We start from the raw sequence: 22,639 nt of genomic DNA on the forward strand, positions 1-22,639 counted from the left end.
AACACGATATTTTATCGATTAAAAAACCAATTGCCCCAATAATTATACTTTCTATTTGAGTCATAAATTATGATGACAGCAACAAATAAAAATCTAATATACATAAAGAACATATACCAAAAACTGACAAAAGAAACACCCTAAAGAATTAATAAACAATACTGATAAACATTAGAATAATTAAAAAATGAAATAACATTTATATATATGCCACAAATAAAAAATAATGCACAAAAAAACTCACAAGAAAACAAAAACCCTCGGAAACACAACAAAACTCCTCCACCCTCTGATAAGCTGAGAATTTTGCGTTTCAATAGTTTAGAAAAACATAATTTTGAAAATTCGTTTTTTTTAAAACACAAAAGACACTTGTTTCAAAAAAAATTTTTGTTGATCCAGTGAAAATAAGTCATAAGATTAGTGCGGCGGGAAATGTAAGATTAGATATAACTTTAAATTGCAATACTAAATATAGTTGATTGACCTTGATAAAAATCATAATAAAACAGGATCATACCAGTAGAATCAAACACTTAACCCGTATCAGGCATCGGCGGACAAAATAAATCCTTACTTTATTTTGTTTCCAACATCTATTGCCAGGAAACAAAAACAACAACATCATTAAGGTAGACAAACATGAAAACTGGGCGACGCATACTATTAGCATCCACAATCCTGAGCACCGCTGCGCTCATATCAGCCTGCCAGACATCCGGCACGAACGATACTTACATTAGCAAATCCGAAAACTCTGAAATTACCCCTCAGGTCCCAACTTTGGCTTATGACGACACTAGCGTTGTACTGGTCTGGCACAAAACAGATGAGTATGATGATATTGTCGATTATAAGATCTATAAGGATGGTGAATTCATCGGACTATCCAGTAGCAACAACCAACAACATTCACCAGCCTATCCTTACATCAAAACATTCTTCGATGCGGATAGTGAACATTTCCATCAATCCACCAGATTCCTGAACTTCAGAGTCACCGACCTACACCCGGATACCGAATATGAATTTGCTGTCAGTGCTGTTTATAAAGACGGTAGCGAATCCGGCCGGAGTCAGATAGTCAAAGCCAAAACCTCACCAACCTTTAGCAAAGTCATAAACATCACTGATTATGGCGCAGTTGGTGATGGCACCACGCTGAATACGAGCAACATCCAACAAGCCATTGACGATTGTGCTGAAGGCTCAAAGAGCGCCTTTGGCTGCAAAGTCGTTATTCCCGAAAACCAGGCTGGGAGCGTCTATGTCTCTGGCGCACTGTTTTTGGCAAGTAATATGACGCTGGAAATTCAGTCAGGTGCCACGCTCAAAGGTTCCACTGATACAAATGACTATCCTCTGAACCAGGGATACCAGCTCTACAGCTATAAAACCAATCCCACAGATTCACGACGTCCACCTTCATTATTAAATGTACTATCAAAAGATCATCAGAATGGCACCATTACTGAAGACCAGGGTTATGACTATCGTCGTCATGTATACGAAAATATCCGAATCGTTGGCGGTGGCACCATAGATGGTAGCGGCTGGACTCGTTCGGACACCGATACCCAGGATGAAACGGGCAACCAACTGGCTTATTTCCAGGCTGGTAGTCGGGAAAAAGTCTACACATTGGGAAAACTCGCCTATCACCAGATGATCGCGGCCTGGCATGAAAAAGACACCACATGGACAACAGATAGCGAATTGAAAGCACTGATTGAAAATACCTACGGCGGCTATAAAGGCCAGCTCAATAAAGATCTATACTCCAACCGGCGTTCCAGTCTCGCCACATTTAGGGGCGTAACCAACCTTTACTTCTCAGGCCTGAAACTGATCAACCCGGCTTACCATGGCGTTATGTTTCTTGAAGGCGAAAACACCGTATTTGCCTACAACAATACACAGACGTTTGATGTCAACAATGCCGATGGTGTTGAGTTTGGCAACAGCGAAAACTCCATGATATTTGCAAACTTTGTTGATAGCGGTGACGATAACATCAACTTTGCTGCTGGGCAGGGGGCCAACTACGCCGAAGGAAGTGAACATGTCCAACCGACAGAAAAAGCATGGATATTCAATAATTACATGCGCGAAGGACATGGTGCAGTCACGATTGGCAGTCATACAGGAGCTTGGGTACAAGATATATTGGCAGAAGAGAATGTCATGTTTCTGACCGATAACGGCCTGCGCATGAAAACAACAACAGCAACGGGTGGCGGCGGTCGTCGCATTACTTTCAGAGACAACGCCATGAAAGATATCGGAACCAAAAACACCAATACCGTGGATGGTCATGAAATCTCTAATCGTGGAGGAACTGGTAACCCATTCGTGTTCACGATGAAATATTCTGCTGGCGACAACGTTTTTCAGGATGCCCCGACTTCAGCACAGTTCCGAGATATTCTGGTGGAAAACGTCACACTGGATAATGTCTCCCCCGATACCGGCAAAAATGTCATAAAAGTCGACGGTTATGACGGCTTCGACGAAAACAACTCTTACCCTGAAACCTATCAGGAGAACATTACTTTCTCTAATGTCAAAATCAAAAACGCAGTGGTAACCAAGATTGACCATTTAAAAGACTCTGTCTTCAAGAATGTCACGGTCACAAACTGGAACTCAGGCTATGACAGTATTTGGCAAATCAAGAATTCAAAAAACATCAAATTCGAGAACGTCCTGCCTGAACACGCCAATATTGATTAAGCACTGACACCTTCCGGCCAGGTAAACATGCCTGGCCACAACCCTCTCATTTATCTGGTCAGACCACAAAATATCTCATAATTCTGAAATATCGTTAGAGTTGGCGGTAAACTAACAGCAAATGATACGAGTCAATAAAGCCCCCGGCATAGCTGGCTAAGATATGACCTGTTCAATTCATTCATAAACCAGATTCTTTGTGTAACGCTATGTCTCAAAATCAATGGGTCTCACCCGCAGAACTTACAGAAATTGCTGAACAACAACTCACCTACAAAGCCCTTAAGGATCCAAAGACCACATTTTTATTGGCTATCACTGCCGGACTGTTTATCGGTCTCGGGTTTGTTTTTTACACGACAGTCACCACCGGCGCAGGCGATATGTCCTGGGGGGTCAGCAAACTCATCGGTGGCTTGTGCTTCAGTCTGGGCTTGATGTTGCTAGTCACCTGTGGCGGAGAACTGTTTACCAGCACTGTTTTGACGACCGTGGCCTGGGCCAGCCGAAAAGCCAGTGGAATCACCGTGCTAAAAACCTGGGTGGTCGTTTATTTCGGCAACCTGGTGGGCTCTCTGTTATTGGTCGCCATTGTCTTTGCCGCTGGTCAGCAAACAGCCGACCACGGTGCATGGGGTGTAAACGCCATGAATATCGCCCAACACAAGTTACATCACTCGTTTATTCAAGCTGTCGCACTGGGCATATTGTGCAATTTGATGGTCTGCCTGGCCGTCTGGATGAGTTATGGTTGTAAAAATAACTTCGAAAAGGGCCTGATCGTCATGATGCCGGTCGCAATGTTTGTCGCGGGGGGTTTTGAACACTGTGTGGCCAATATGTTTATGATTCCACTTGGCATGTCCATTGCCCATTTCTCACCCACCGAGTTCTGGGATATGGCGAACGTGACACAGGCAGCCTATCAGGATCTGACCGTCAGCAATTTCTTATTCAGCAACCTCTTGCCGGTTACAATCGGTAATATTATAGGAGGCGGAATCATGGTTGGGCTGACTTACTGGAAAATTTATCGCCAACCGCACATGAATCAGGCTCAGATTGAAGTCGCAAAAAACACATCAGAACAGAACGCCTGAAAATACACGCCACCCCGCCAGCCCTGATATTACAGGGCTCGGCGCTAAAAATCAGAGCTGCTGGGTTGTCAAACACTATTAAATGCCTCACTACAGCCCTCAGATGAATTTTCGATAACAACCTTGCTTGAAATAACCATTACAGATAAGCAACAATTTGTTTTCAGCCTAACCCATTGAAATATAGCCTCACCTACCATATAAATATTGCAATATTCTTTCAGCTTTTAATAAAACGATATTTAGAATAAAAAATTCATCGACCCGACATGATTTGAGTTTTAGTGTGACAACGGGGCTTAAAGCCCTTATCACAAACTGAAGATACCCAAATAGACACAAGAGGTCAGTTTATGAGAAGACAAAAGCGTGATCGTATGGAGAGAGCATTTCAAAAAGGCTATATGGCAGGCATTGAAGGAAAGTCGAAAGATAGTTGTCCCAAAGTAAACCCAACAGAACATCAGGAATGGCTGAATGGCTGGCGGGAAGGACGAGTGGATAACTGGGATGGTCTCACCGGAGTCCGCGGTATTCATCGAATAGCAGAAATCACCATGCAATAATTCTGCTATTCAATCAGATTTGGAAAGAAAAAGCGCCTTAATGGCGCTTTTTCTTTTTCTGAGCAGACAAACAACACTCAAGACAGAATTCGATCAATAATTTCGAACACATCTGCACTCAACTTTGGCTCATCCTTAATACGGTTCAACTCCACTCTCATCAGTTTTTGACGTTCAGGAGTATGGCGTGGCAGGCCCTGGAATACAGAACACAAACGAGAAGCAATCTGTGGATTTGATTTGTTCAACTGAATAATTTTATCAGCCAGATAACTATATCCACTGCCGTCTGTTTTATGGAATTGCACCAGGTTTCGATTGGCAAAGACACCAATCAGATGACGCACAATATTCGGATTCTTGATATCAAAATAGTTGTTATTTTCAAGCGTTTGAATGGCGGCCAGATCCGTTTTTTCGCTGCCAGCCTGCAGTCCAAACCAGTATTGGACCATGAGCGAATCATGCTTCCACTGCTCCAGGAACTCATCCAGATATTGTTGGCGAACTTCCACCGCAGCATAGTTCACTATAAGCCCCAAAGCCCGGGAACGGTCAGTAAAGTTATTGCTTTCCCGATATTGGGTCTCCACCGCAGCCATCGCTGCCGGGTCAGCGCTGCGAATCCAATAGCTCAGAGCAATATTTTTCAGGCTGCGCTCGGAAGCATCCTGAAAATTGAAGGCATAGGGTTTGCTTTGATTCAGCTGCTGATACAGATTTCTGAATTCTGCCTGATAGCGAAGAGCAATGGCATTGGCGACTGCTTCACGCACCTGATGAATGATGTCTACGTCAGCTGGATTCATCAGTTCAAACAGATATTGCTCCGCCGGCAACACCAGCATACGGGCTTTAATCGCAAGATCCATGGTCTGATCGGACAATACTGCAGCCACGGCCGCCAATAACTCGTCGGCCACTGACACTTTCGCCACTTCTTCAAAACCATTGATCTGCTCGATTAACACGTCAACCATCAATCGTTGCGCAGCATCCCAGCGGTTAAACTCATTGCTGTCATTGGCCATCAGGAAAGCCAGTTCCTGGCGACTATAGGCATACTTCAGTTCCACCGGCGCAGAAAAATCCCTTAACAGCGACGGCACTGGGCGTACTGGGATCTGCTTGCATACAAATGTCTGTTCAGCCTGGGTCACAGACAGCACCGAAGTCACCGGATTGAACTGTTCAGAGGGCTCTATATCCAGCGCAATATCATTTCCCTGGCCATCCAGCAATCCAAGCTTCACAGGAATCAGCATTGGTTTTTTGCCAGTCTGACCGTGAGTGTCCGGCACAGTCTGTTTAAAAGTTAACGCATATGTGCGGGAAACCTCATCATACTGGGAGCTGACTTCCACGACCGGCGTACCCGCCTGTTCATACCAGAGCATAAACTGAGTAAAATCAAAGCCACTGACTGCATGCATACTGGCAATAAAGTCTTCAATAGTCGCCGCCTTACCGTCATTGTGCTCAAAATAGTGATCACTGCCTTTACGGAACAGCTCAGCGCCCAACAAAGTATGTATCATGCGAACGACTTCGGCGCCTTTCTCATAAACGGTCAGGGTATAGAAGTTATTAATTTCAATGTAACTGCCAGGTCGGACCGGATGCGCCATGGCACCAGCATCCTGAGCAAACTGGAGAGTCTTCAATACCGTCACGTCATCTACCCGCTTGACGGCGCGGGAGTGTAGATCGGCAGTGAACTCCGCATCACGGAAAACGGTGAATCCTTCTTTCAGACTTAACTGAAACCAGTCCCGACAGGTCACCCGATTACCAGACCAGTTATGGAAATACTCATGGCCGATAATCGATTCAATGCGTTCAAATGCTTCATCTGTCGTGGTTTTTTCATTTGCCAGAACAGCTGAGGAATTGAAGATATTCAAACCTTTGTTTTCCATGGCGCCCATATTAAAGAAGTCAGAAGCCACGATCATGAACAGATCCAGATCATATTCACGACCGAAACGTTCTTCATCCCAACGCATGGAACGATGTAGCGCACCATGGGCAAAATCTGTTTTTGCAGCATTGTGTTGTTCAACAAACACATGAATGTCGATTACCCGGCCGGAGCAAGTGGTAAACTGACTCTCGCTCTTCACCAGGTCCCCGGCCACCATGGCAAACAGATAGCTGGGCTTTTTGAACGGATCATGCCAAGTGGCAAAGTGCCGACCATTATCAAGATCACCTTTTTCCGTTGGATTACCATTGGCCAGCAATACTGGGAACTGTTTCTTGTCGGCTTCCAATCGAGTCGTAAATACCGCCATCACATCAGGACGGTCAGGATACCAGGTAATTTTGCGAAAACCTTCGGCTTCACACTGAGTACATAACATACTACCGGACAAATAAAAGCCTTCCAGACTGGTATTCCTGTCAGGATAGATTTTTACTTGAGTCAAGATTTCAAATGAATCAGGTAGATCACTGATCAACAGTTTTTCTTCTTCGATGTGATACTCTGCGGCTGAAAGCTCACGGCCATCAATGGCTATTTTCAGGGTTTCAAGATCAGCGCCATACAGGCACAACGGCGCGTTGTCATTATCGGATTCAGGATTCCGTCTGATTTTCAGTGAGGCCTCAACAATCGTAAAGGACTGTTCGATATTCACATTCATGAATATCTCATCCACCAGGTGGTCAGGAACCTGATAATCTTTCAAATAAATGGTTTGTGGTTCAGTTTGGCTCATTAAACAACCTCAATTTAGGCCTGAATTCTCAATTCAATCTGATAGCCGGTATGCCGGCGGACATTCATAACACCTGTATCAAAAATCAGATATTGACCTTTAATACCTTGCAGAATACCAGCAACCAGAGGCTGCTTATCCAGATTAAAGCTACTAATCTTTTCCGGATAACGTTGTACCGGATAACGAATTTCCTGCACTTCACTGTGATGAATCAATTGAATATGCTGTCGGCCATGTTGCAGAATAAGTTCATCAAGCTGGGGCTTTAATTCAGCAAACAATTCATCACGACGGGCATGCAAATCAATGCTTGCATTGTCCCCTTTCAACATCGCCCGCCAATTGGTTTTATCAGCAACCTTCTGTTTAAAAGTTACCTCCACCAAACCGGACAAATAACGACTGGACACTCGGGCAATCGGTGTAGCCTGTACCGCTCCCTGATCGATCCACCGGGTCGGCAACTGACCTGCCCGGGTAATCCCAACTTTGAGGTCAGAGGCATTGGCAAGATACACATAATGCGGCTGCAGACAGACATTTTCAGCCCATTCCGGTTCACGGCAGGTGCCCTGGGCAATATGGCACTTTTCGGGGCTCATCATACAGGCATCACATTGTGCCAGCGCCATAAAATGCTTATAACAATACCCCTGACCGAAGCTTTTGTTGGTTGCCTGGCCACAGTAACAGCATAAAATCCTGCCACTAAAATTGATTTCAACAGATTTTCCCAAGCAATCACTCAAGGCAACACGACGATCGCCTGATACCAACTCATAGTGCACCAGGTTATCCTGTGCAAGTCGGGTTTCCATTTTGTCGAGCACGAACTCTCCACGACTGACCATCTCTTCTGACACAAAAAGATCGCCGTTCATGACCCCTCCTGGAGAATATCAATCAAATTGATAGGACTCTCCTGAACACCCTGCGGAGTGACCTTTTTACCCTTCTCTATATAGCCGGTGCGCTCCTGCTCATTCTTAAACCGGTATTCATAAGCAATAATCGCCTCCATGCAGGCTTCTTTCTGCTGTTCGGACATCCGCTGCCCGTTTGGCCATTTGCTCAGTTCCAGGCTGCTTTTAAGATTTTGGTAGATTTCGGGGGTCATCTGATTGATGAGAGTATTGTAATCCATCGGGGGTTTTAACCTGTTTTGATTTTGCGCGATGCTAACATAAACCCCGGATAAAGTGATTATCAGCCATCGTTCCCCAAACGGCTGCCCCATCCCAGCTTGGTCCGGCAGATTTCGTAGTAATCGTAGTTCTTTGGATGCAACAGTCTGAGGCTATGGGACATCTTGCTGATATGCAACTCATCACCCTGCAGAGTCACCAGATGATTCTGAGCATCGCAACTGACCTGCGGTGCCAGATCATTTTCATAGCCAATGCGAACACATACTGCGGCATCACCATCAACCACCAGTGGTCGACTGGTCAACGTATGCGGAAACATAGGCACCAGCACGATAGCATTCAGCTTGGGATGCATGAGCGGACCACCAGCGGACAAAGCATAAGCCGTGGAACCTGTTGGAGTGGAAACGATGAGCCCATCGGAGCGCTGACTATAGACAAACTGACCGTCAATCAAGAGTTCAAACTCTATCATACGGATAGACTGACCGGGATGAAGCACAATGTCATTCATGGCGGCAGAGCTACCCACCCACTCACCATCTCTGCACACTTTGACTTCCAGCAGAAAACGCTGTTCTTCAATAAAATTACCAGAGAATACATCACTGACCACCAGTTCCATCTGGTCCGGCATGATATCCGTCAGAAACCCCAGACGCCCACGGTTAATCCCGAGCACCGGCAAATCATAAATCGCCATATCACGCGCGGCGCCAAGTAACGTTCCATCGCCTCCGACAACAATAATCAAATCGGCAAAAGCGCCTAGTTCTGCTCTGGTGGCATAATCCACATCTTCGTTTCTCAGAGTGTTCTTTAATAAATCTTCAACTTTAAAGGGAATCTGCCGGTCACTCAGCAATTGAATCAGGTTCCTCAGGGTATTCAAGACATTATCATTACCCAAACGACCCAGAATACCGACGCACGAAAAATGAGACATAAATTAGCTCTAACCAAGTGTACTTTCATGGCATCATACCGTAATGAAATGCGTAAAGTCAGATGTGGGACAATTGATTCCCCAATTACACCAATCCTGGACACGACAACTGGCGTGGTCCCTGTTCAGCCCTGATCTTTTTGCGTACTACCCCTCCCCGTTTCGCCCGGATGCCTGGAGTATAGAGTGGCTACAGAACCTGGATCAGTCGGGATCCGACGAACCGGACTTTCCCCGACGACTGGGATTTCGTTTTGAGCAACTGCTTGAACATTACCTGATAGATCACCCTGAGTGGCAATTACTGGGTCGAAATATTCAGATCCAAGATACCAACAGAACGGTTGGCGAACTCGATTTTATTGTCATGCACCTGACAGACGGCCAAGTCTGGCATATAGAGACCGCAGTTAAATTTTATCTTCAGACTTCCTGGGGATGGTACGGCCCCGATATCCGCGATACGCTGATGCAAAAATATCTGCGCCTGAAAAACCATCAACTGAGACTTCATGAGCACCCGGCAGCACGCACACAGTTGGATCATTACGGAATTTCACAAAACCTGGCCAGTGCCATGCATGTTAAAGGCTGGCTGTTTGGTCATGAAGGGCAATGCCACCTGCCGGACTATATAAACCCGGCTATCCAAACTGCCAACTGGGAATTAGCAGCCAAATGGCCATATAGTGGGAGTTATCTGGATAAATCCCACTGGCTTGACCCCATTGCCATGGAAACGGATTATCCTGTCGAAGACGGTAAAGAATATCCGATCATGATCATTCGCAATGGGCAGCGTCAATTTCTGGTGCCGGAAATCTGGCTACAAAGCATTGATGAACAGAACAACGGACAAACGGTATGACAGCACAGACCATTAAAAACCCATTGCACCCCAACCTGCTGGTTGCCATCGAAACCGCTTTACGCGCTCATCCCGGCGGCATGAAAGAGATTGAACTGATCAATTATCTGGATACAGAGTTTGAAGGCGTTTTTCCAAAAAAAAATCTGGCCGACTCGCTGGTACTGTTTCAAACCCATTTCATCCTGTTTAATGCTCTGTATCAGCTACAGGACATTTTATGGCTTAATCAGAATGGCCACCTGATCATCGGCCCAATCAATATCTGCCTTTATCCTTTCAACGGTACTCTGCACCAGCAGGACATAACAGATTTCAACCATGCTAAAGAGTATTATCTCGACTTCAGTAACTTTGACTCAACCAGTCGGGAAAATGTCGATGATCTTATTAAAAGCTTCTGGCGCAATGCCAAGGCTCATTGGGCTGGAGAAGATGCCTTCAAGGTATTAGGACTGAGCTATCCATGCAATTGGGAGGACATTAAACAGCGATTCCGGTCACTGGCCAATCAGCATCATCCTGATAAAGGCGGAGATGCAGAAAAACTAAAACCAGTGCTTGAAGCCTACAACACACTGAAGGCTTTGTATAAAAAGAACGGATAAGGCCGCGAATAACGGCCTGGCAGACCATTTACTGGTAGTAAGCGTTTTCGGTGACGGTATGATCGGTCACATCCCGCACACCTTTCAAACCCGGTAAACGTTCAAGCAGGGTTTTTTCGACTCCATCTTTGAGGGTCATATCCACCGCCGAACATCCCTGACAGCCACCACCAAAACGCAAAATAGCGACATTATCCTCCGTCAGCTCCTCCAGTGAGACCTCACCACCATGCGCCGCCAGGCCAGGATTGATTTCGGTATAGAGGATGTATTTAATCTGCTCACTTAAGGGACTGTCAGATGTCACTTTCGGCATCTTGGCATTGGGGGCTTTGATCGTCAGCTGTCCGCCCATTTTCTCCTGCTGAAAGTCTACCACCGCCTCTTCCAGATATGGCAGGCTGGGCTCATCGAGATAAACGGAGATTTGTTCCAATACCAGTTTCTCGTCTGAAGGCTTTTCTTCGCCCGGCTTGCAATAAGCCAGACAAGTCTCCGCATAGCGGGTTCCCGGCTGGGTGACAAACATCCTGACCGCAATACCTTCAACGTTCTGCTTGGCCAATAACTCAGCTAGATAACCTTGGGCAGCCTCACTGATTCGGATATCGATACTCATAAAAACTCACTTATTGAAATGTGACGTTATTCTAAAACATAACTCAGAACAACAAAATAACAGACTAAAATAATCAGGATTATATGACAGGATTTCAAGCTGCCAAATAATAAATTTCATACTACCGGGGGATCTATATCAATTTTTTTTGATATACTTTCACACTATTGCCCAATATAAATCAAAGAGACACCATTCTCATGAGTCAAAACAAACGCCAGCAGCGTATTGAACAGTTTTATCAAGCTCTAAAACAGCGGATCCTCATTTTGGATGGTGCCATGGGCTCCATGATTCAAAGTTACCGCCTGGAAGAGAAAGATTACCGTGGCGAGCGGTTCGCCGACCACCCCAGCGATCTCAAAGGCAACAACGACCTGCTCTCAATCACCCAACCCCAGGTTATTCGTGGTATCTACAAAGCCTACCTGGAAGCAGGTTCTGATATTATCGAGACTAATACCTTCAATGCCAATACCGCTTCACAAAGCGACTATGGTATGCAGGAACACGCTTACGAACTTAACAAAGCCAGCGCCCTGCTGGCTCGCTCAATCTGTGACGAATACACCGATAAAACTCCCGAAAAGCCGCGCTGGGCAGTTGGTGTTCTGGGGCCTACCGGCAAGACTCTGTCTATTTCCCCAGATGTCAACAATCCGGCTGCACGAAACGCCAGTTTCGATGAAATGGTCAAACTCTATAGCGAAGCCACAAACGGCCTCATTGATGGTGACGCCGATCTTCTGATGATCGAGACCTCCTTTGATACGTTGAACGCCAAAGCAGCGATTTATGCGATCAAGACAGTGTTTGAACAACGCCAGATTGAACTGCCAATCATGATTTCGGGAACCATTACCGACGCCTCAGGAAGAACACTGTCCGGGCAGATGACCGAGGCGTTCTGGTATTCAGTCCAGCATGCCAATCCAGTCAGCGTGGGACTGAACTGCGCATTAGGTGCCCAGGAATTACGGCCATATGTGGAGGTCCTGGCCACCAACGTCAACACTCACGTTTCCGCTCACCCCAATGCAGGGTTACCCAACGAATTTGGGGAATATGATGAAACACCGGAGGAAATGGCTAAAGTCATCCGTGAATTTGCTCAGAGTGGCTTTCTGAATATTGTTGGCGGCTGCTGTGGTACAACACCTGCGCACATCAAGGCAATTGCTGAAGCAGTACAGGATTTCCCACCACGGGTCATAGCCACGCCAGAGATTTCCCTGGAGTTATCGGGGCTGGAACCATTCAAGTTCAGCGAGCAGACATTATTTGTGAACGTCGGCGAGCGCACCAACGTGACAGGTTCTGCCAAATTCAAACGCCTGATCGTGGAAGAACAGTTTGATGAAGCGCTCGATGTCGCCCGTGATCAGGTGGAGAACGGTGCCCAGGTCATCGACATCAATATGGATGAGGGAATGCTCGATTCCAGAGCCGCGATGGAAAAGTTCTGTAATCTGATCGCCTCCGAGCCGGATATTGCTAAAGTGCCCATCATGGTGGACTCATCCAAATGGGAAGTGATCGAAGCCGGTCTAAAATGCATTCAAGGCAAATCCATCGTCAACTCCATTTCATTAAAGGAAGGCGAAGAAGCATTTCTGCATCATGCCCGTGAATGTATGAAGTATGGCGCGGCCGTTGTGGTTATGGCGTTTGATGAAACGGGTCAGGCCGATACCATCGAACGCAAAATCGATATCTGTACCCGCAGCTACAATACCCTCGTCAATATCGGTTTCCCTCCACAAGATATCATCTTCGACCCAAACATTTTTGCGGTCGCAACCGGTATTGAAGAACACAACAATTACGCCGTTGATTTCATCGAAGCCACCCGCTATATCCGCCAGAACCTCCCCCATGCATCCATTAGCGGAGGAGTTTCCAACGTCTCGTTTTCGTTCCGGGGTAATAACCCGGTCCGCGAGGCCATTCACTCAGTATTCCTATACCACGCGGTTAAAGCCGGCATGAATATGGGCATCGTCAATGCCGGTCAGCTAGTGGTATACGACGATATTCCCGCCGAGTTAAAAGAACGTGTGGAAGATGTAGTACTGAACCGCCGCCCGGATTCGACGGACCGACTGCTGGAAATCGCAGAACAGTATCGCGGCGATGGCACCGCTGCCAAAAAAGAAGACTTGGAATGGCGCAGCCTGCCCGTCACCAAGCGTATAGAGCACGCACTGGTTAAGGGGATTACCAGCCATATACTTGAAGATACAGAAGAATGCCGGCTGCAGGTCAACCATCCGATTGAAGTCATTGAAGGACCTCTAATGGATGGCATGAACGTAGTGGGCGATTTATTCGGTTCCGGAAAAATGTTTCTGCCCCAGGTAGTGAAATCCGCCCGGGTCATGAAACAGGCAGTGGCTCATTTGATTCCGTTTATTGAAGCGGAGAAATCCAGCGATGCCAAAGCCAAAGGAAAAGTGCTAATGGCAACGGTTAAAGGCGATGTTCACGACATCGGTAAAAATATCGTTGGCGTAGTGTTGCAGTGCAATAATTTTGAAGTCATTGATCTCGGCGTCATGGTACCAGCGGAAAAAATCCTGCAGGTGGCCAAGGAAAAAAATGTCGACATTATTGGTCTCAGTGGTCTTATTACACCCTCTCTCGACGAAATGGTGCACGTTGCCAAAGAGATGCAACGACTGGACTTTAAAGTACCATTGATGATTGGGGGGGCCACCACGTCCAAGGCCCATACGGCGGTAAAAATTGAGCCGCAATATCAAAATGACGGTGTCGTATACGTGACGGATGCCTCACGTGCGGTGTCTGTAGCCACATCCCTTTCCAGTGCTGAGCTCAAGCCGATTTATCTCGATGAACGCCGCAAAGAATATGAAACAGTGCGGGAACGTAATAAGAATCGTAAGGCTAAATCATTACTGCCCTATAACCAGGCCAAAGACAATGCCCTGGCACTGAACTGGCAGGAATATACTCCGCCAGTACCCAATCAGCCCGGGATTCATGTGTTTGACGATTATCCATTGGCAGAACTGGTGGACTACATCGACTGGACCCCGTTCTTTATGACCTGGGAATTACACGGCAAATATCCGAAAATTCTGACCGATAAAGTGGTCGGCGAAGAGGCAACCAAGTTGTTCCATGATGCCCAGGCGATGCTTAAGCAACTGGTGGAACAGAAACTGATCAAGGCCCGCGCAGTTATTGGTCTGTGGCCAGCCAATCGCAGCGGCGCCGATGATGTGGTGATTTATCGTGATGAATCACGTGATGAAGTTATGACCACCTTGCATCATCTGCGTCAGCAACAGACTAAGGCTGAAGGTCAGCCAGCGTATTCTCTGGCCGATTTTATCGCTCCGGACCACAGCAAACCCGATTATATTGGTGGTTTTGTTGTGACGGCCGGCATTGGTGCCGAAGCTCTGGCGAAGCAATATGAACAGCAGCACGATGACTACAACGCCATTATGGTCAAAGCACTGGCTGATCGTTTCGCAGAAGCATTTGCGGAAAGGATGCATGAGCGGGTACGTACGGAATATTGGGGTTATAACCCTCAACAATTCAGTAGCGAAGAACTGATCAAGGAACGCTATCAGGGCATCCGCCCGGCTCCGGGTTACCCGGCCTGTCCGGATCACACCGAAAAAGCAGCGCTGTTCAGTCTGCTCAATGCCACTGAACATACGGGTGTGGAATTGACTGGAAGCTTTGCCATGACACCGGCTGCAGCGGTATCAGGGTGGTACTTCAGTCATCCGGAATCAAAGTATTTCGGAGTCGGCAAAATTGATCGTGACCAGGTTCGTGATTTGGCCGAACGTAAAGGTATGGAGGTTAAAATACTCGAACGTTGGCTGGCACCGAATCTCGGTTATGAACCAGACTGATCCGTCCGGCCAAAGCATTTGACAGCCTTCCTCGGGAAGGCTGTCTTATCTGAATTCAAAAATTCTTCAACCCGGTATCGCGCTTGGTCAATGGGACAGCTGCAACCGTTCACACCCTGGGCCATTCAGTGCGCTCTTGCCTCCGGACAAAGGAAAAACCTGAATTTGGGTGCCAATGCGTTCTTTCAGCGCCGGAACGTGAGAGATTACTCCGATAAGTTTCCCTCCCTGCTGCACACTGGAAAGCGTTTCTAGTGCCGTATCCAGGGTATCTTCATCCAGTGTCCCAAATCCTTCATCCAGAAACATGGAGTCCACCCTTACCTTACGACTGGCCATCATGGACAACCCAAGTGCCAGGGCCAAACTGACAATAAAACTTTCACCCCCGGAAAGATTGCGGGTAGAACGAACCTCACCAGCCTGATAATTATCCAGCACATTAAGCTCCAGCGGTTGCTCGCTATCCCGCAGCAATAAATATCGATCGGTCATCTTTTCGAGCTGACGATTGGCATGGGAAACCAGCAGCTCAAATGTCAGTCCCTGGGCAAAATTCCGATATTTTTTGCCATCGGCGGAACCGATAAGGTTGTGCAATTGATTCCAGCGCTCACATTCAGTTGTTTGCGCCTGAATAGCCACCTGCACGGCTTTAAACCGCTCTTGAGCCTCAGCATGACTGCGAAGCTGGTGAGTCAGAGAGGCTAATTGCTCGTTTAGTTGTTGCCCACTTTCATCCAGCTCCTGTATCCGGGACTGCAATTGTTCAGGAGTCTGTTCAGTCAATTGTTTGGCCTGTTCTGCCGCCAGTCGCGCTTCCCGGTCCTGCTTTCGATCCGTCAGCTGAGTCTGATGTTTTTGCAACTGTTCTGCCTGCTGCGTTAATGCCTCTCGCTCGTCAATACTGCAACGGGCAGCTGCGAGCTCATCCTCATTCATAAAACCGGCTTCGCGCAATGCCTGTAACAGCGAGGCTTCCGCTTCTTGTATTTCCACCTTTCGTTTGTCCATCGTCTGACTCAGGGAGTTGATACGGGTATTGGCTTCTGTCAACTGTCGCTGCAGATCATGCCGCTCAGTTCCGAGGTTCTTTTCTTCAACAATGGCCTGATCAATCGCTTGTTGCAGGCATATCTGCTCAGCATCGGTCTGTTTATCGCCGAACAACTGCTGGCGCTGAGTCTGGATATCGTGAGACTGTTGTTTAAGTGCATCGCGCTTTTGTTGCTGCCCTTGCAAGGTCTGATGCTGCGAGGCCATCAAAACATCAATGGACTTAAGCTCACCTTTTAACCCAGTCATGACATTTTCGAGTCTGTTTTTCTCCTTGATATGCTGCTGCCAGTACTCGGCCCGTTGGCGCAGAGACTGCAACAGCTCAGCGACATCGTCTCCCAGCTCTGTCACGCCATAAGCCTGCAATGGCGCTACAACAATCTGGCTCTGGGTATCGTATCCGGCCTGCATCCGGCTCAATCGGTCGGTGATTTCAGCCAGGCTTTTTTCAGCCGAAGATAGATAGTGACGAGCATCCACCAAAGCCTGCTCAGCCTGTCGCCGTTCGATAGCGACCTGCTGCACCCTCTGATCCAGCTGTTCGAGGATCTCTTCGTGCGCTTCCACTTGAGTGATTAGGTTTTGCAATCCGGCAATACGTTTCTCGGTATCGTTACCAAAAGGAAGATTGCCCTTAGCATAAGGATGCGCTGTCGCACCACAAAGCGGACAGGGTTTACCATCTTCCAATGACTGCCGATGCTCTTCCAAAACGGCAATGCGATTCTGTAGTATTAATTGCGTTTGTAATGCGTCTCTTTCAGCCCGGTGCTCTCGCAGCAGGCGTCCGGCCAAAAGCTGATCGCGCTTTTCTTTTCCTGTCTGCAAGGCTGCCTGTGCTTCTTTCAGCTTCTGAGCCGAGAGGTCATCCTGCTGCTGGCACTGCGCCTGCGTCCGTCCGTATTTTTCCACTTGCTCCCTGGCCTGTTGCTGCTGTTCACGAAGCCGCTGCAATTCTGCTCGCTGCTTGAGCAGATCCGCAAACTGCATCTCAATGCCGGCCAGCCCATTGACCAGCGACTCATCGCGACGATGGTCAGCGCAATATTGCTCAATCCGCTGCTGCTGCTGGACGGTCTGATCGTAGCCCTGCTGATACTCCGTACGTTGCTGTTCAAGGACATTGATATCAGCCAGCATTCCCCTGATCGCCTCATCGGCTTCAGCGAGGTTATTTGCTTTGTCTTTCAGGCTCTGATCCAGTGCCCGAACCTGGTTCAGCAACGGCGTTGCTTCGTTCAAACGGGTTCTGGCGGCTACCGTATTCTGTTCGGCGGCATGCCATGCCTCTTCCCGATTTTTTACCATCTTTTCCAATTCTGGCATCTGCTTCTGCAGGCTCGATAGGGCCGCCTGATCATCTGCCTGCTTTCTGCGCTCAGCAATCAGAGTGGCATATTGTCCGTCTAAAGTAGCAGCCTTTATGGCTCGATTCAGTCGCTCCTGTTGCGGCACAAAGGTCTCAATCTGCACCTTTAATTGTTGCTGTTCACCTGCCAGGCGCCGTAACTCCTGGCGCAGTGTTTCGATCCCCTGCCACCAGTCAATAGCCTGACGGGCTTCAGTTAACTGTCGGTTTACGATACTGACCTGTTGCTGCTGATCATGCAGATCCCGCCGAATCTCTACTTCCTGTTCCGGTGCCAACATGACAATGCCTTTGGTTTCCGCCTGTAAGAGCGTCAGTTTTTCCTGTTCCTGTCGTTGACGTTCATGGGTCATGCGGGAAATATCCGTATAGATGCCAGTGCCGGTAATCTGTTCCAGAATTTTCGACTTTTGCTCAACATCTGCTTTCAGGAACGTATCAAAACCGCCCTGTGCCAACAGAATGGAGCGGGTAAACCGATCGAAATCCATGCCGGTGTGGGCTTCAATAACAGCAGCCACCTGACTTTTTTTTGTCTCCAACAACTGACCACTATCGGCATTGGCAATTTGATGCTCCGGTGTCTGCAATGCACCATCTGCTTTACGTCGTGCCCGGCGCTGTGTCCATTTACAACGAAACACCCCGGTCTGAGTTTCGAACACCACTTCGGCGTAACATTCAGAGGTTTGTCGCGACATGATGCCATTGGCACTCTTGGTAATATTGCCAAGCCTGGGAGTTCGACCATACAACGCCAGACAAATGGCATCCAGAATCGTGGACTTTCCAGCACCGGTTGGACCAACGAGCGCAAAAATGCCGTTGGATACATATTCCGGATCGGTAAAGTCGATCCTCCATTCACCATAAAGGGAGTTAAGGTTTTGAAATCTGAGTTCCAGTATTTTCATGTCAGCGGCCCTACTCTGCCTGCTTGTCTGCATCGTGCAGAGATTGGACAATTTCCTGATAGCAGGTCATTAATACCGGTCTTTGCTCTTCAGGAACATCATGAGCATCCAGACAACGGACAAAAACATCTCCTTCATTCAGATCATCTAGCGTTTCTTCTTCAGCTACCGTCTGCATAACCTTGTCGACCATGCGACGGTTTTTAATTCTGCGAACCTCCATCAGAGAATCGGTCAAAATGTCATCCACGACTTCACGTAAATTCCCAATCACCTCCTGCCCGGTATATTCGATTTCCAACCAGGCGTTACTCTCTTCTCTTACCAACTGCTGAAGGCGATTCACAATATCCTGCTGCGTCCCCACGACTCGAACCAAAGGCTGAAAACATGGAACAGAAATTTCCGTTATACCTATATCGTTCGATTTCGTTTCAATCACAACGACCTGTTTCTGTTGATTTGCTTCACCAAACCCCATCGGAATAGGCGAGCCACTGTAGCGAAGATGATCCTCACCCCCCACTTTTTGAGGAACATGCAAATGCCCCAGAGCCAGATAATCAATCGATGATGGAAAGATATTTTTTTCGATATGCGCCAAAGATCCAACATACAGCTCCCGAACACCATCGCCATCCATCGTCGTACCACCAGCAGTAAATAAGTGCCCCATCGCGATGATCGGCACATAGGTGTCCCCTAGCGACGCTCTTTTCTGCACAGCCAATGCACATACATTTTCATAGTGTTTACGAATGCCATCCAGCAAGTGACGGTTTTTATCATCAATGGTTTCTCCTGGCTTTGCAGTCCGTACATCTTTATCACGCAAATAAGGAACCGCACAGACAATTGCCTCAGGTTTTTGCCCATCAGACAACAGCAGAACCTCATCTTCCAATGACTCTGTGACCGCCCCTATCACATGTACATTCAGCATTTTGAGTAATTTCCCTGGCGCCTCCAAAAACGAAGGTGAATCATGATTGCCCGCAATCACCACGACATGACGGCAACAGGATGCTGCTATCCGGCATAAACACTGATAATACAAGGCTTGCGCCCGATGGCTTGGGGTCGTGGTATCAAATACATCGCCAGCTACCAGCAAGGTATCTATCTCCTCCCGCTCTATGATGACCATTAACCAGTCCAGAAAGGCGGAAAATTCGTCATAACGTTTGCGGCCATAAAGAGAACGCCCGAGGTGCCAATCGGAGGTGTGAAGAATTCTCATAATTTGATTTCCACGCTGACCGATTTATAAATTTAAGCAGGCTTTATAAACCAATCCGAACATGAGCTCAAACCAGCTATAGTCAAAAGGTTACTGTTTCAACTCCTCCAAAAGAACCACACCAATCGTTACTACACCATCTTTTTATGACTTGACATCATAATGGCGACACAGTTATCAAATTAATTATTATGATATTTATTAACATCAAATTTCCGTTAACTAAAACCCCCAAAATGGTTCATTACTACTTTTTAATGTATTGGTATCGGAAAAATATAATGTTATTCTAAAAATGCTTGGGAAGGAAAATTGCCATATATAAAAACTATTAACACAAGGGTATCTTCTGGCATTAGTAAATTTATATTGTACTAACATTTGTTAATACAAATTTATGAAAAATCCCTGGCTAATAAGTAACTACTTTATTAATGCAACCCTGACGCCCGGTAATTTCGATTAGTACTTTTATAAAAGTACTGATGTATCGTAGTGGTATACCTTTCGTCTCTAATTAAAGGTTAATCTAAATGCTAAAAAGTACGATCCCTTTTGTGGCAGCATTAGCGATATCAACGTCTTCAATTCTTATTTCTAATTCTGCTGCAGCCCAAGAACATGCTACTAACAATAAATTCTGGTGGCCGGAGAAACTGGATCTCAGCCCTCTCCGACAACATGACTCTGAATCCAATCCAATGGGTGATAACTTTGACTACATCAAAGAATTCAACAGCCTGGATCTGGATGCGGTTAAAGAAGACATCAAAAAACTGTTAACCACCTCACAAGACTGGTGGCCAGCCGATTACGGTCATTATGGGCCATTCTTTATTCGCATGGCCTGGCACAGTGCCGGGGTATATAGAATGGGTGATGGTCGCGGTGGCGCGGCTGGAGGACAACAACGTTTCGAACCTCTGAACAGTTGGCCCGACAACGTTAATCTCGATAAAGCACGTCGATTGTTATGGCCTATCAAGCAAAAGTATGGCCGGAAAATTTCCTGGGCGGACCTGATGGTCCTGACGGGAAATGTGTCTCTTGAGTCAATGGGCTTTAAAACATTTGGTTTTGCCGGTGGCCGTGAAGATGACTGGGAACCAGATATGGTTTATTGGGGCTCAGAAAAGAAATGGCTCGGTGATGAAGATCGTTACAGCGGTGACCGGAAACTGGAAGATCCACTCGCTGCAGTGCAAATGGGCTTGATTTACGTAAATCCCGAAGGTCCTGGTGGCAATCCTGACCCATTGCTGGCAGCCAAGGATATTCGAGAAACTTTTGGCCGCATGGCAATGAATGACGAGGAAACCGTGGCATTAATCGCTGGAGGCCATACGTTTGGAAAGGCGCATGGTAATGGAAAAGCAGATTGCCTGGGAGAAGCCCCGGCAGCGGCTCCAATAGAAGATCAGGGACTGGGTTGGAAAAACAAATGCGGCTCTGGTAAAGGTGCGGATACGATTACCAGTGGCCTGGAAGGTTCATGGTCAGTCAACCCGATAGCCTGGACCACCCAATACCTGGACAACCTGTTTGGTTATGACTGGGTACAAACCAGAAGTCCGGCAGGCGCAATACAATGGATTCCCGCTGACGATCAGGCAGCCAATCTGGCCCCCGACGCACACGACCCCATCAAGCGCCATGCTCCGATCATGTTTACTACTGACCTGGCCCTGAAAGCAGATCCGGCCTATCGGAAAATTGCTGAGCGCTTCCACAAAGATCCACAGCAATATCAACTGGCATTCGCCAAAGCCTGGTTCAAGCTGACTCACCGGGACATGGGGCCACGTAGCCGCTACCTCGGCCCCGATGTTCCTCAAGAGGCCTTGATCTGGCAGGATCCCATCCCTGCGGTTGATTATAAGCCGGTCAATCAAAGAGACATTTCCAAGCTGAAAAAACAGATTCTTGCTTCAGGACTCTCCGGAGCAGAACTGATCAGAACCGCCTGGGCTTCTGCATCCAGTTTCCGCGGAACTGACATGCGGGGCGGAGCAAACGGCGCTCGTATTCGTCTGCAGCCACAAATCAACTGGCCGGCCAACAATCCAGCTGAGTTGAAGAAAGTACTCGGCCGCCTGGAGAGTATTCAGGAAAACTTCAATCAAAAATCTGCAAAACGAAAAATCTCTCTGGCAGATTTGATTGTCCTTGGTGGTGACACAGCCATCGAACAGGCCGCAAAACAAGGTGGTTACAAAGTTGAGGTGCCGTTCACTCCTGGCCGTGCCGATGCCACTCAGGACCAAACAGATGTGCATTCGTTTGCTGTGCTCGAACCCAAGGCCGACGCTTTCCGCAACTATTACGATGACCGCAGCCCGATGTCACCAACCCGTATGCTGGTCGACAAAGCCAATCTGCTGACTTTGACCGTACCAGAAATGACGGTGTTGGTCGGTGGCATGCGCTCGCTGGACGCCAACAGTGACGGCTCTAAATATGGCGTCTTCACTGACCGCCCGGGAACCCTGAGCAATGACTTCTTTGTGAACCTGCTGGATATGTCAACCAAATGGAGCAAATCCTCTGACATGGATGGTATTTACGAAGGGCGTGACCGTGAAACCAACAAATTGAGATGGGAAGCCACTCCTGTGGATCTCATTTTTGGCTCACACTCTGAGTTACGTGCTGTCGCAGAAGTCTATGCGTCCGATGATGCCGGCCAGAAATTTGTTGATGACTTCGTGGCCGCATGGACCAAAGTGATGAAACTCGATCGCTTTGATCTCTAATCGTTCCACTTTTTTTAAAACGCGGCGCATTCTGCGCCGCTATTTTTTCTACTCCTGACAATGATCACCTCTCTCTATAAAAAACGGCAAAATC

At 47.3% G+C, this 22,639-nt stretch carries 14 protein-coding genes; 7 read left to right on the forward strand and 7 right to left on the reverse strand.

What is annotated here, in order from left to right; translation table 11 throughout:
- Positions 1-642 precede the first annotated feature (642 nt).
- The 3 genes from ACQY6I_RS15630 (at position 643) to rmf (ending at position 4,399) form a co-directional block, all read left to right on the forward strand.
- Positions 643-2,733, forward strand: a complete 2,091-nt coding sequence (locus ACQY6I_RS15630) for a glycosyl hydrolase family 28 protein (RefSeq protein WP_428242431.1) — start codon at positions 643-645, stop codon at positions 2,731-2,733.
- A gap of 209 nt (positions 2,734-2,942) precedes the next feature.
- On the forward strand, positions 2,943-3,833 hold the full coding sequence (gene focA / locus ACQY6I_RS15635; protein ID WP_428242432.1) for a formate transporter FocA: 891 nt from the start codon (positions 2,943-2,945) through the stop codon (positions 3,831-3,833).
- A gap of 353 nt (positions 3,834-4,186) precedes the next feature.
- Entirely contained in the window at positions 4,187-4,399 is a 213-nt protein-coding gene (gene rmf, locus ACQY6I_RS15640; RefSeq protein WP_428242433.1) for a ribosome modulation factor, read from the forward strand.
- Positions 4,400-4,476: 77 nt separating this feature from the next.
- Here the strand turns inward: rmf and pepN are convergent, their stop codons facing one another.
- From pepN to ACQY6I_RS15660, 4 genes are all read right to left on the reverse strand, one after another.
- The gene (gene pepN, locus ACQY6I_RS15645; RefSeq protein WP_428242434.1) at positions 4,477-7,122 is read right to left on the reverse strand and encodes an aminopeptidase N; all 2,646 of its coding nucleotides are present in this window, start codon (positions 7,120-7,122) and stop codon (positions 4,477-4,479) included.
- A gap of 14 nt (positions 7,123-7,136) precedes the next feature.
- The gene (locus ACQY6I_RS15650; RefSeq protein ID WP_428242435.1) at positions 7,137-8,006 is read right to left on the reverse strand and encodes a DUF2797 domain-containing protein; all 870 of its coding nucleotides are present in this window, start codon (positions 8,004-8,006) and stop codon (positions 7,137-7,139) included.
- A complete protein-coding gene (locus tag ACQY6I_RS15655; protein WP_428242436.1) occupies positions 8,003-8,269 on the reverse strand; it encodes a YeaC family protein in 267 nt (88 codons plus the stop codon). Before ACQY6I_RS15655 ends, ACQY6I_RS15650 begins: the two co-directional genes overlap by 4 nt.
- 62 nt (positions 8,270-8,331) lie before the next feature.
- A complete protein-coding gene (locus ACQY6I_RS15660) occupies positions 8,332-9,219 on the reverse strand; it encodes an NAD(+) kinase (protein WP_428242437.1) in 888 nt (295 codons plus the stop codon).
- 43 nt (positions 9,220-9,262) lie between these two features.
- On the opposite strand from ACQY6I_RS15660, the gene ACQY6I_RS15665 reads away from it, so the two are divergent.
- Together ACQY6I_RS15665 and ACQY6I_RS15670 are read left to right on the forward strand one after the other, a co-directional pair.
- Entirely contained in the window at positions 9,263-10,087 is an 825-nt protein-coding gene (locus ACQY6I_RS15665) for a DUF1853 family protein (protein ID WP_428242438.1), read from the forward strand.
- Entirely contained in the window at positions 10,084-10,695 is a 612-nt protein-coding gene (locus ACQY6I_RS15670) for a DNA-J related domain-containing protein (RefSeq protein ID WP_428242439.1), read from the forward strand. Before ACQY6I_RS15665 ends, ACQY6I_RS15670 begins: the two co-directional genes overlap by 4 nt.
- A gap of 28 nt (positions 10,696-10,723) precedes the next feature.
- Here ACQY6I_RS15670 and nfuA read toward each other — a convergent pair whose 3' ends face one another.
- Positions 10,724-11,314, reverse strand: coding sequence for a Fe-S biogenesis protein NfuA (gene nfuA / locus ACQY6I_RS15675; RefSeq protein WP_428242440.1), 591 nt, complete (start codon positions 11,312-11,314; stop codon positions 10,724-10,726).
- 200 nt (positions 11,315-11,514) lie between these two features.
- Here nfuA and metH point away from each other — a divergent pair, with 200 nt between their 5' ends.
- Entirely contained in the window at positions 11,515-15,210 is a 3,696-nt protein-coding gene (gene metH, locus ACQY6I_RS15680; protein WP_428242441.1) for a methionine synthase, read from the forward strand.
- A gap of 87 nt (positions 15,211-15,297) precedes the next feature.
- Here metH and ACQY6I_RS15685 read toward each other — a convergent pair whose 3' ends face one another.
- Both ACQY6I_RS15685 and ACQY6I_RS15690 read right to left on the reverse strand, forming a co-directional pair.
- Positions 15,298-18,552 carry an AAA family ATPase gene (locus ACQY6I_RS15685; RefSeq protein ID WP_428242442.1) on the reverse strand — a complete coding sequence of 1,085 codons (3,255 nt, stop codon included), beginning with the start codon at positions 18,550-18,552 and terminating at the stop codon, positions 15,298-15,300.
- 10 nt (positions 18,553-18,562) lie between these two features.
- Positions 18,563-19,792, reverse strand: a complete 1,230-nt coding sequence (locus ACQY6I_RS15690; protein ID WP_428242443.1) for an exonuclease SbcCD subunit D C-terminal domain-containing protein — start codon at positions 19,790-19,792, stop codon at positions 18,563-18,565.
- 533 nt (positions 19,793-20,325) lie between these two features.
- Between ACQY6I_RS15690 and katG the strand changes: the two genes are divergently transcribed.
- Entirely contained in the window at positions 20,326-22,545 is a 2,220-nt protein-coding gene (katG, locus tag ACQY6I_RS15695) for a catalase/peroxidase HPI (RefSeq protein WP_428242444.1), read from the forward strand.
- Positions 22,546-22,639 lie beyond the last annotated feature (94 nt).

The organism is Gynuella sp., from assembly GCF_050297175.1.
Taxonomy (GTDB): domain Bacteria; phylum Pseudomonadota; class Gammaproteobacteria; order Pseudomonadales; family Natronospirillaceae; genus Gynuella.

Coding starts and splice junctions, on each gene's coding strand:
- ACQY6I_RS15630 (WP_428242431.1), top strand. CDS start 643: ATGAAAACTGGGCGACGCATACTATTAGCATCCACAATCCTGAGCACC.
- focA (WP_428242432.1), top strand. CDS start 2,943: ATGTCTCAAAATCAATGGGTCTCACCCGCAGAACTTACAGAAATTGCT.
- rmf (WP_428242433.1), top strand. CDS start 4,187: ATGAGAAGACAAAAGCGTGATCGTATGGAGAGAGCATTTCAAAAAGGC.
- pepN (WP_428242434.1), bottom strand. CDS start 7,122: ATGAGCCAAACTGAACCACAAACCATTTATTTGAAAGATTATCAGGTT.
- ACQY6I_RS15650 (WP_428242435.1), bottom strand. CDS start 8,006: ATGAACGGCGATCTTTTTGTGTCAGAAGAGATGGTCAGTCGTGGAGAG.
- ACQY6I_RS15655 (WP_428242436.1), bottom strand. CDS start 8,269: ATGGATTACAATACTCTCATCAATCAGATGACCCCCGAAATCTACCAA.
- ACQY6I_RS15660 (WP_428242437.1), bottom strand. CDS start 9,219: ATGTCTCATTTTTCGTGCGTCGGTATTCTGGGTCGTTTGGGTAATGAT.
- ACQY6I_RS15665 (WP_428242438.1), top strand. CDS start 9,263: ATGAAATGCGTAAAGTCAGATGTGGGACAATTGATTCCCCAATTACAC.
- ACQY6I_RS15670 (WP_428242439.1), top strand. CDS start 10,084: ATGACAGCACAGACCATTAAAAACCCATTGCACCCCAACCTGCTGGTT.
- nfuA (WP_428242440.1), bottom strand. CDS start 11,314: ATGAGTATCGATATCCGAATCAGTGAGGCTGCCCAAGGTTATCTAGCT.
- metH (WP_428242441.1), top strand. CDS start 11,515: ATGAGTCAAAACAAACGCCAGCAGCGTATTGAACAGTTTTATCAAGCT.
- ACQY6I_RS15685 (WP_428242442.1), bottom strand. CDS start 18,552: ATGAAAATACTGGAACTCAGATTTCAAAACCTTAACTCCCTTTATGGT.
- ACQY6I_RS15690 (WP_428242443.1), bottom strand. CDS start 19,792: ATGAGAATTCTTCACACCTCCGATTGGCACCTCGGGCGTTCTCTTTAT.
- katG (WP_428242444.1), top strand. CDS start 20,326: ATGCTAAAAAGTACGATCCCTTTTGTGGCAGCATTAGCGATATCAACG.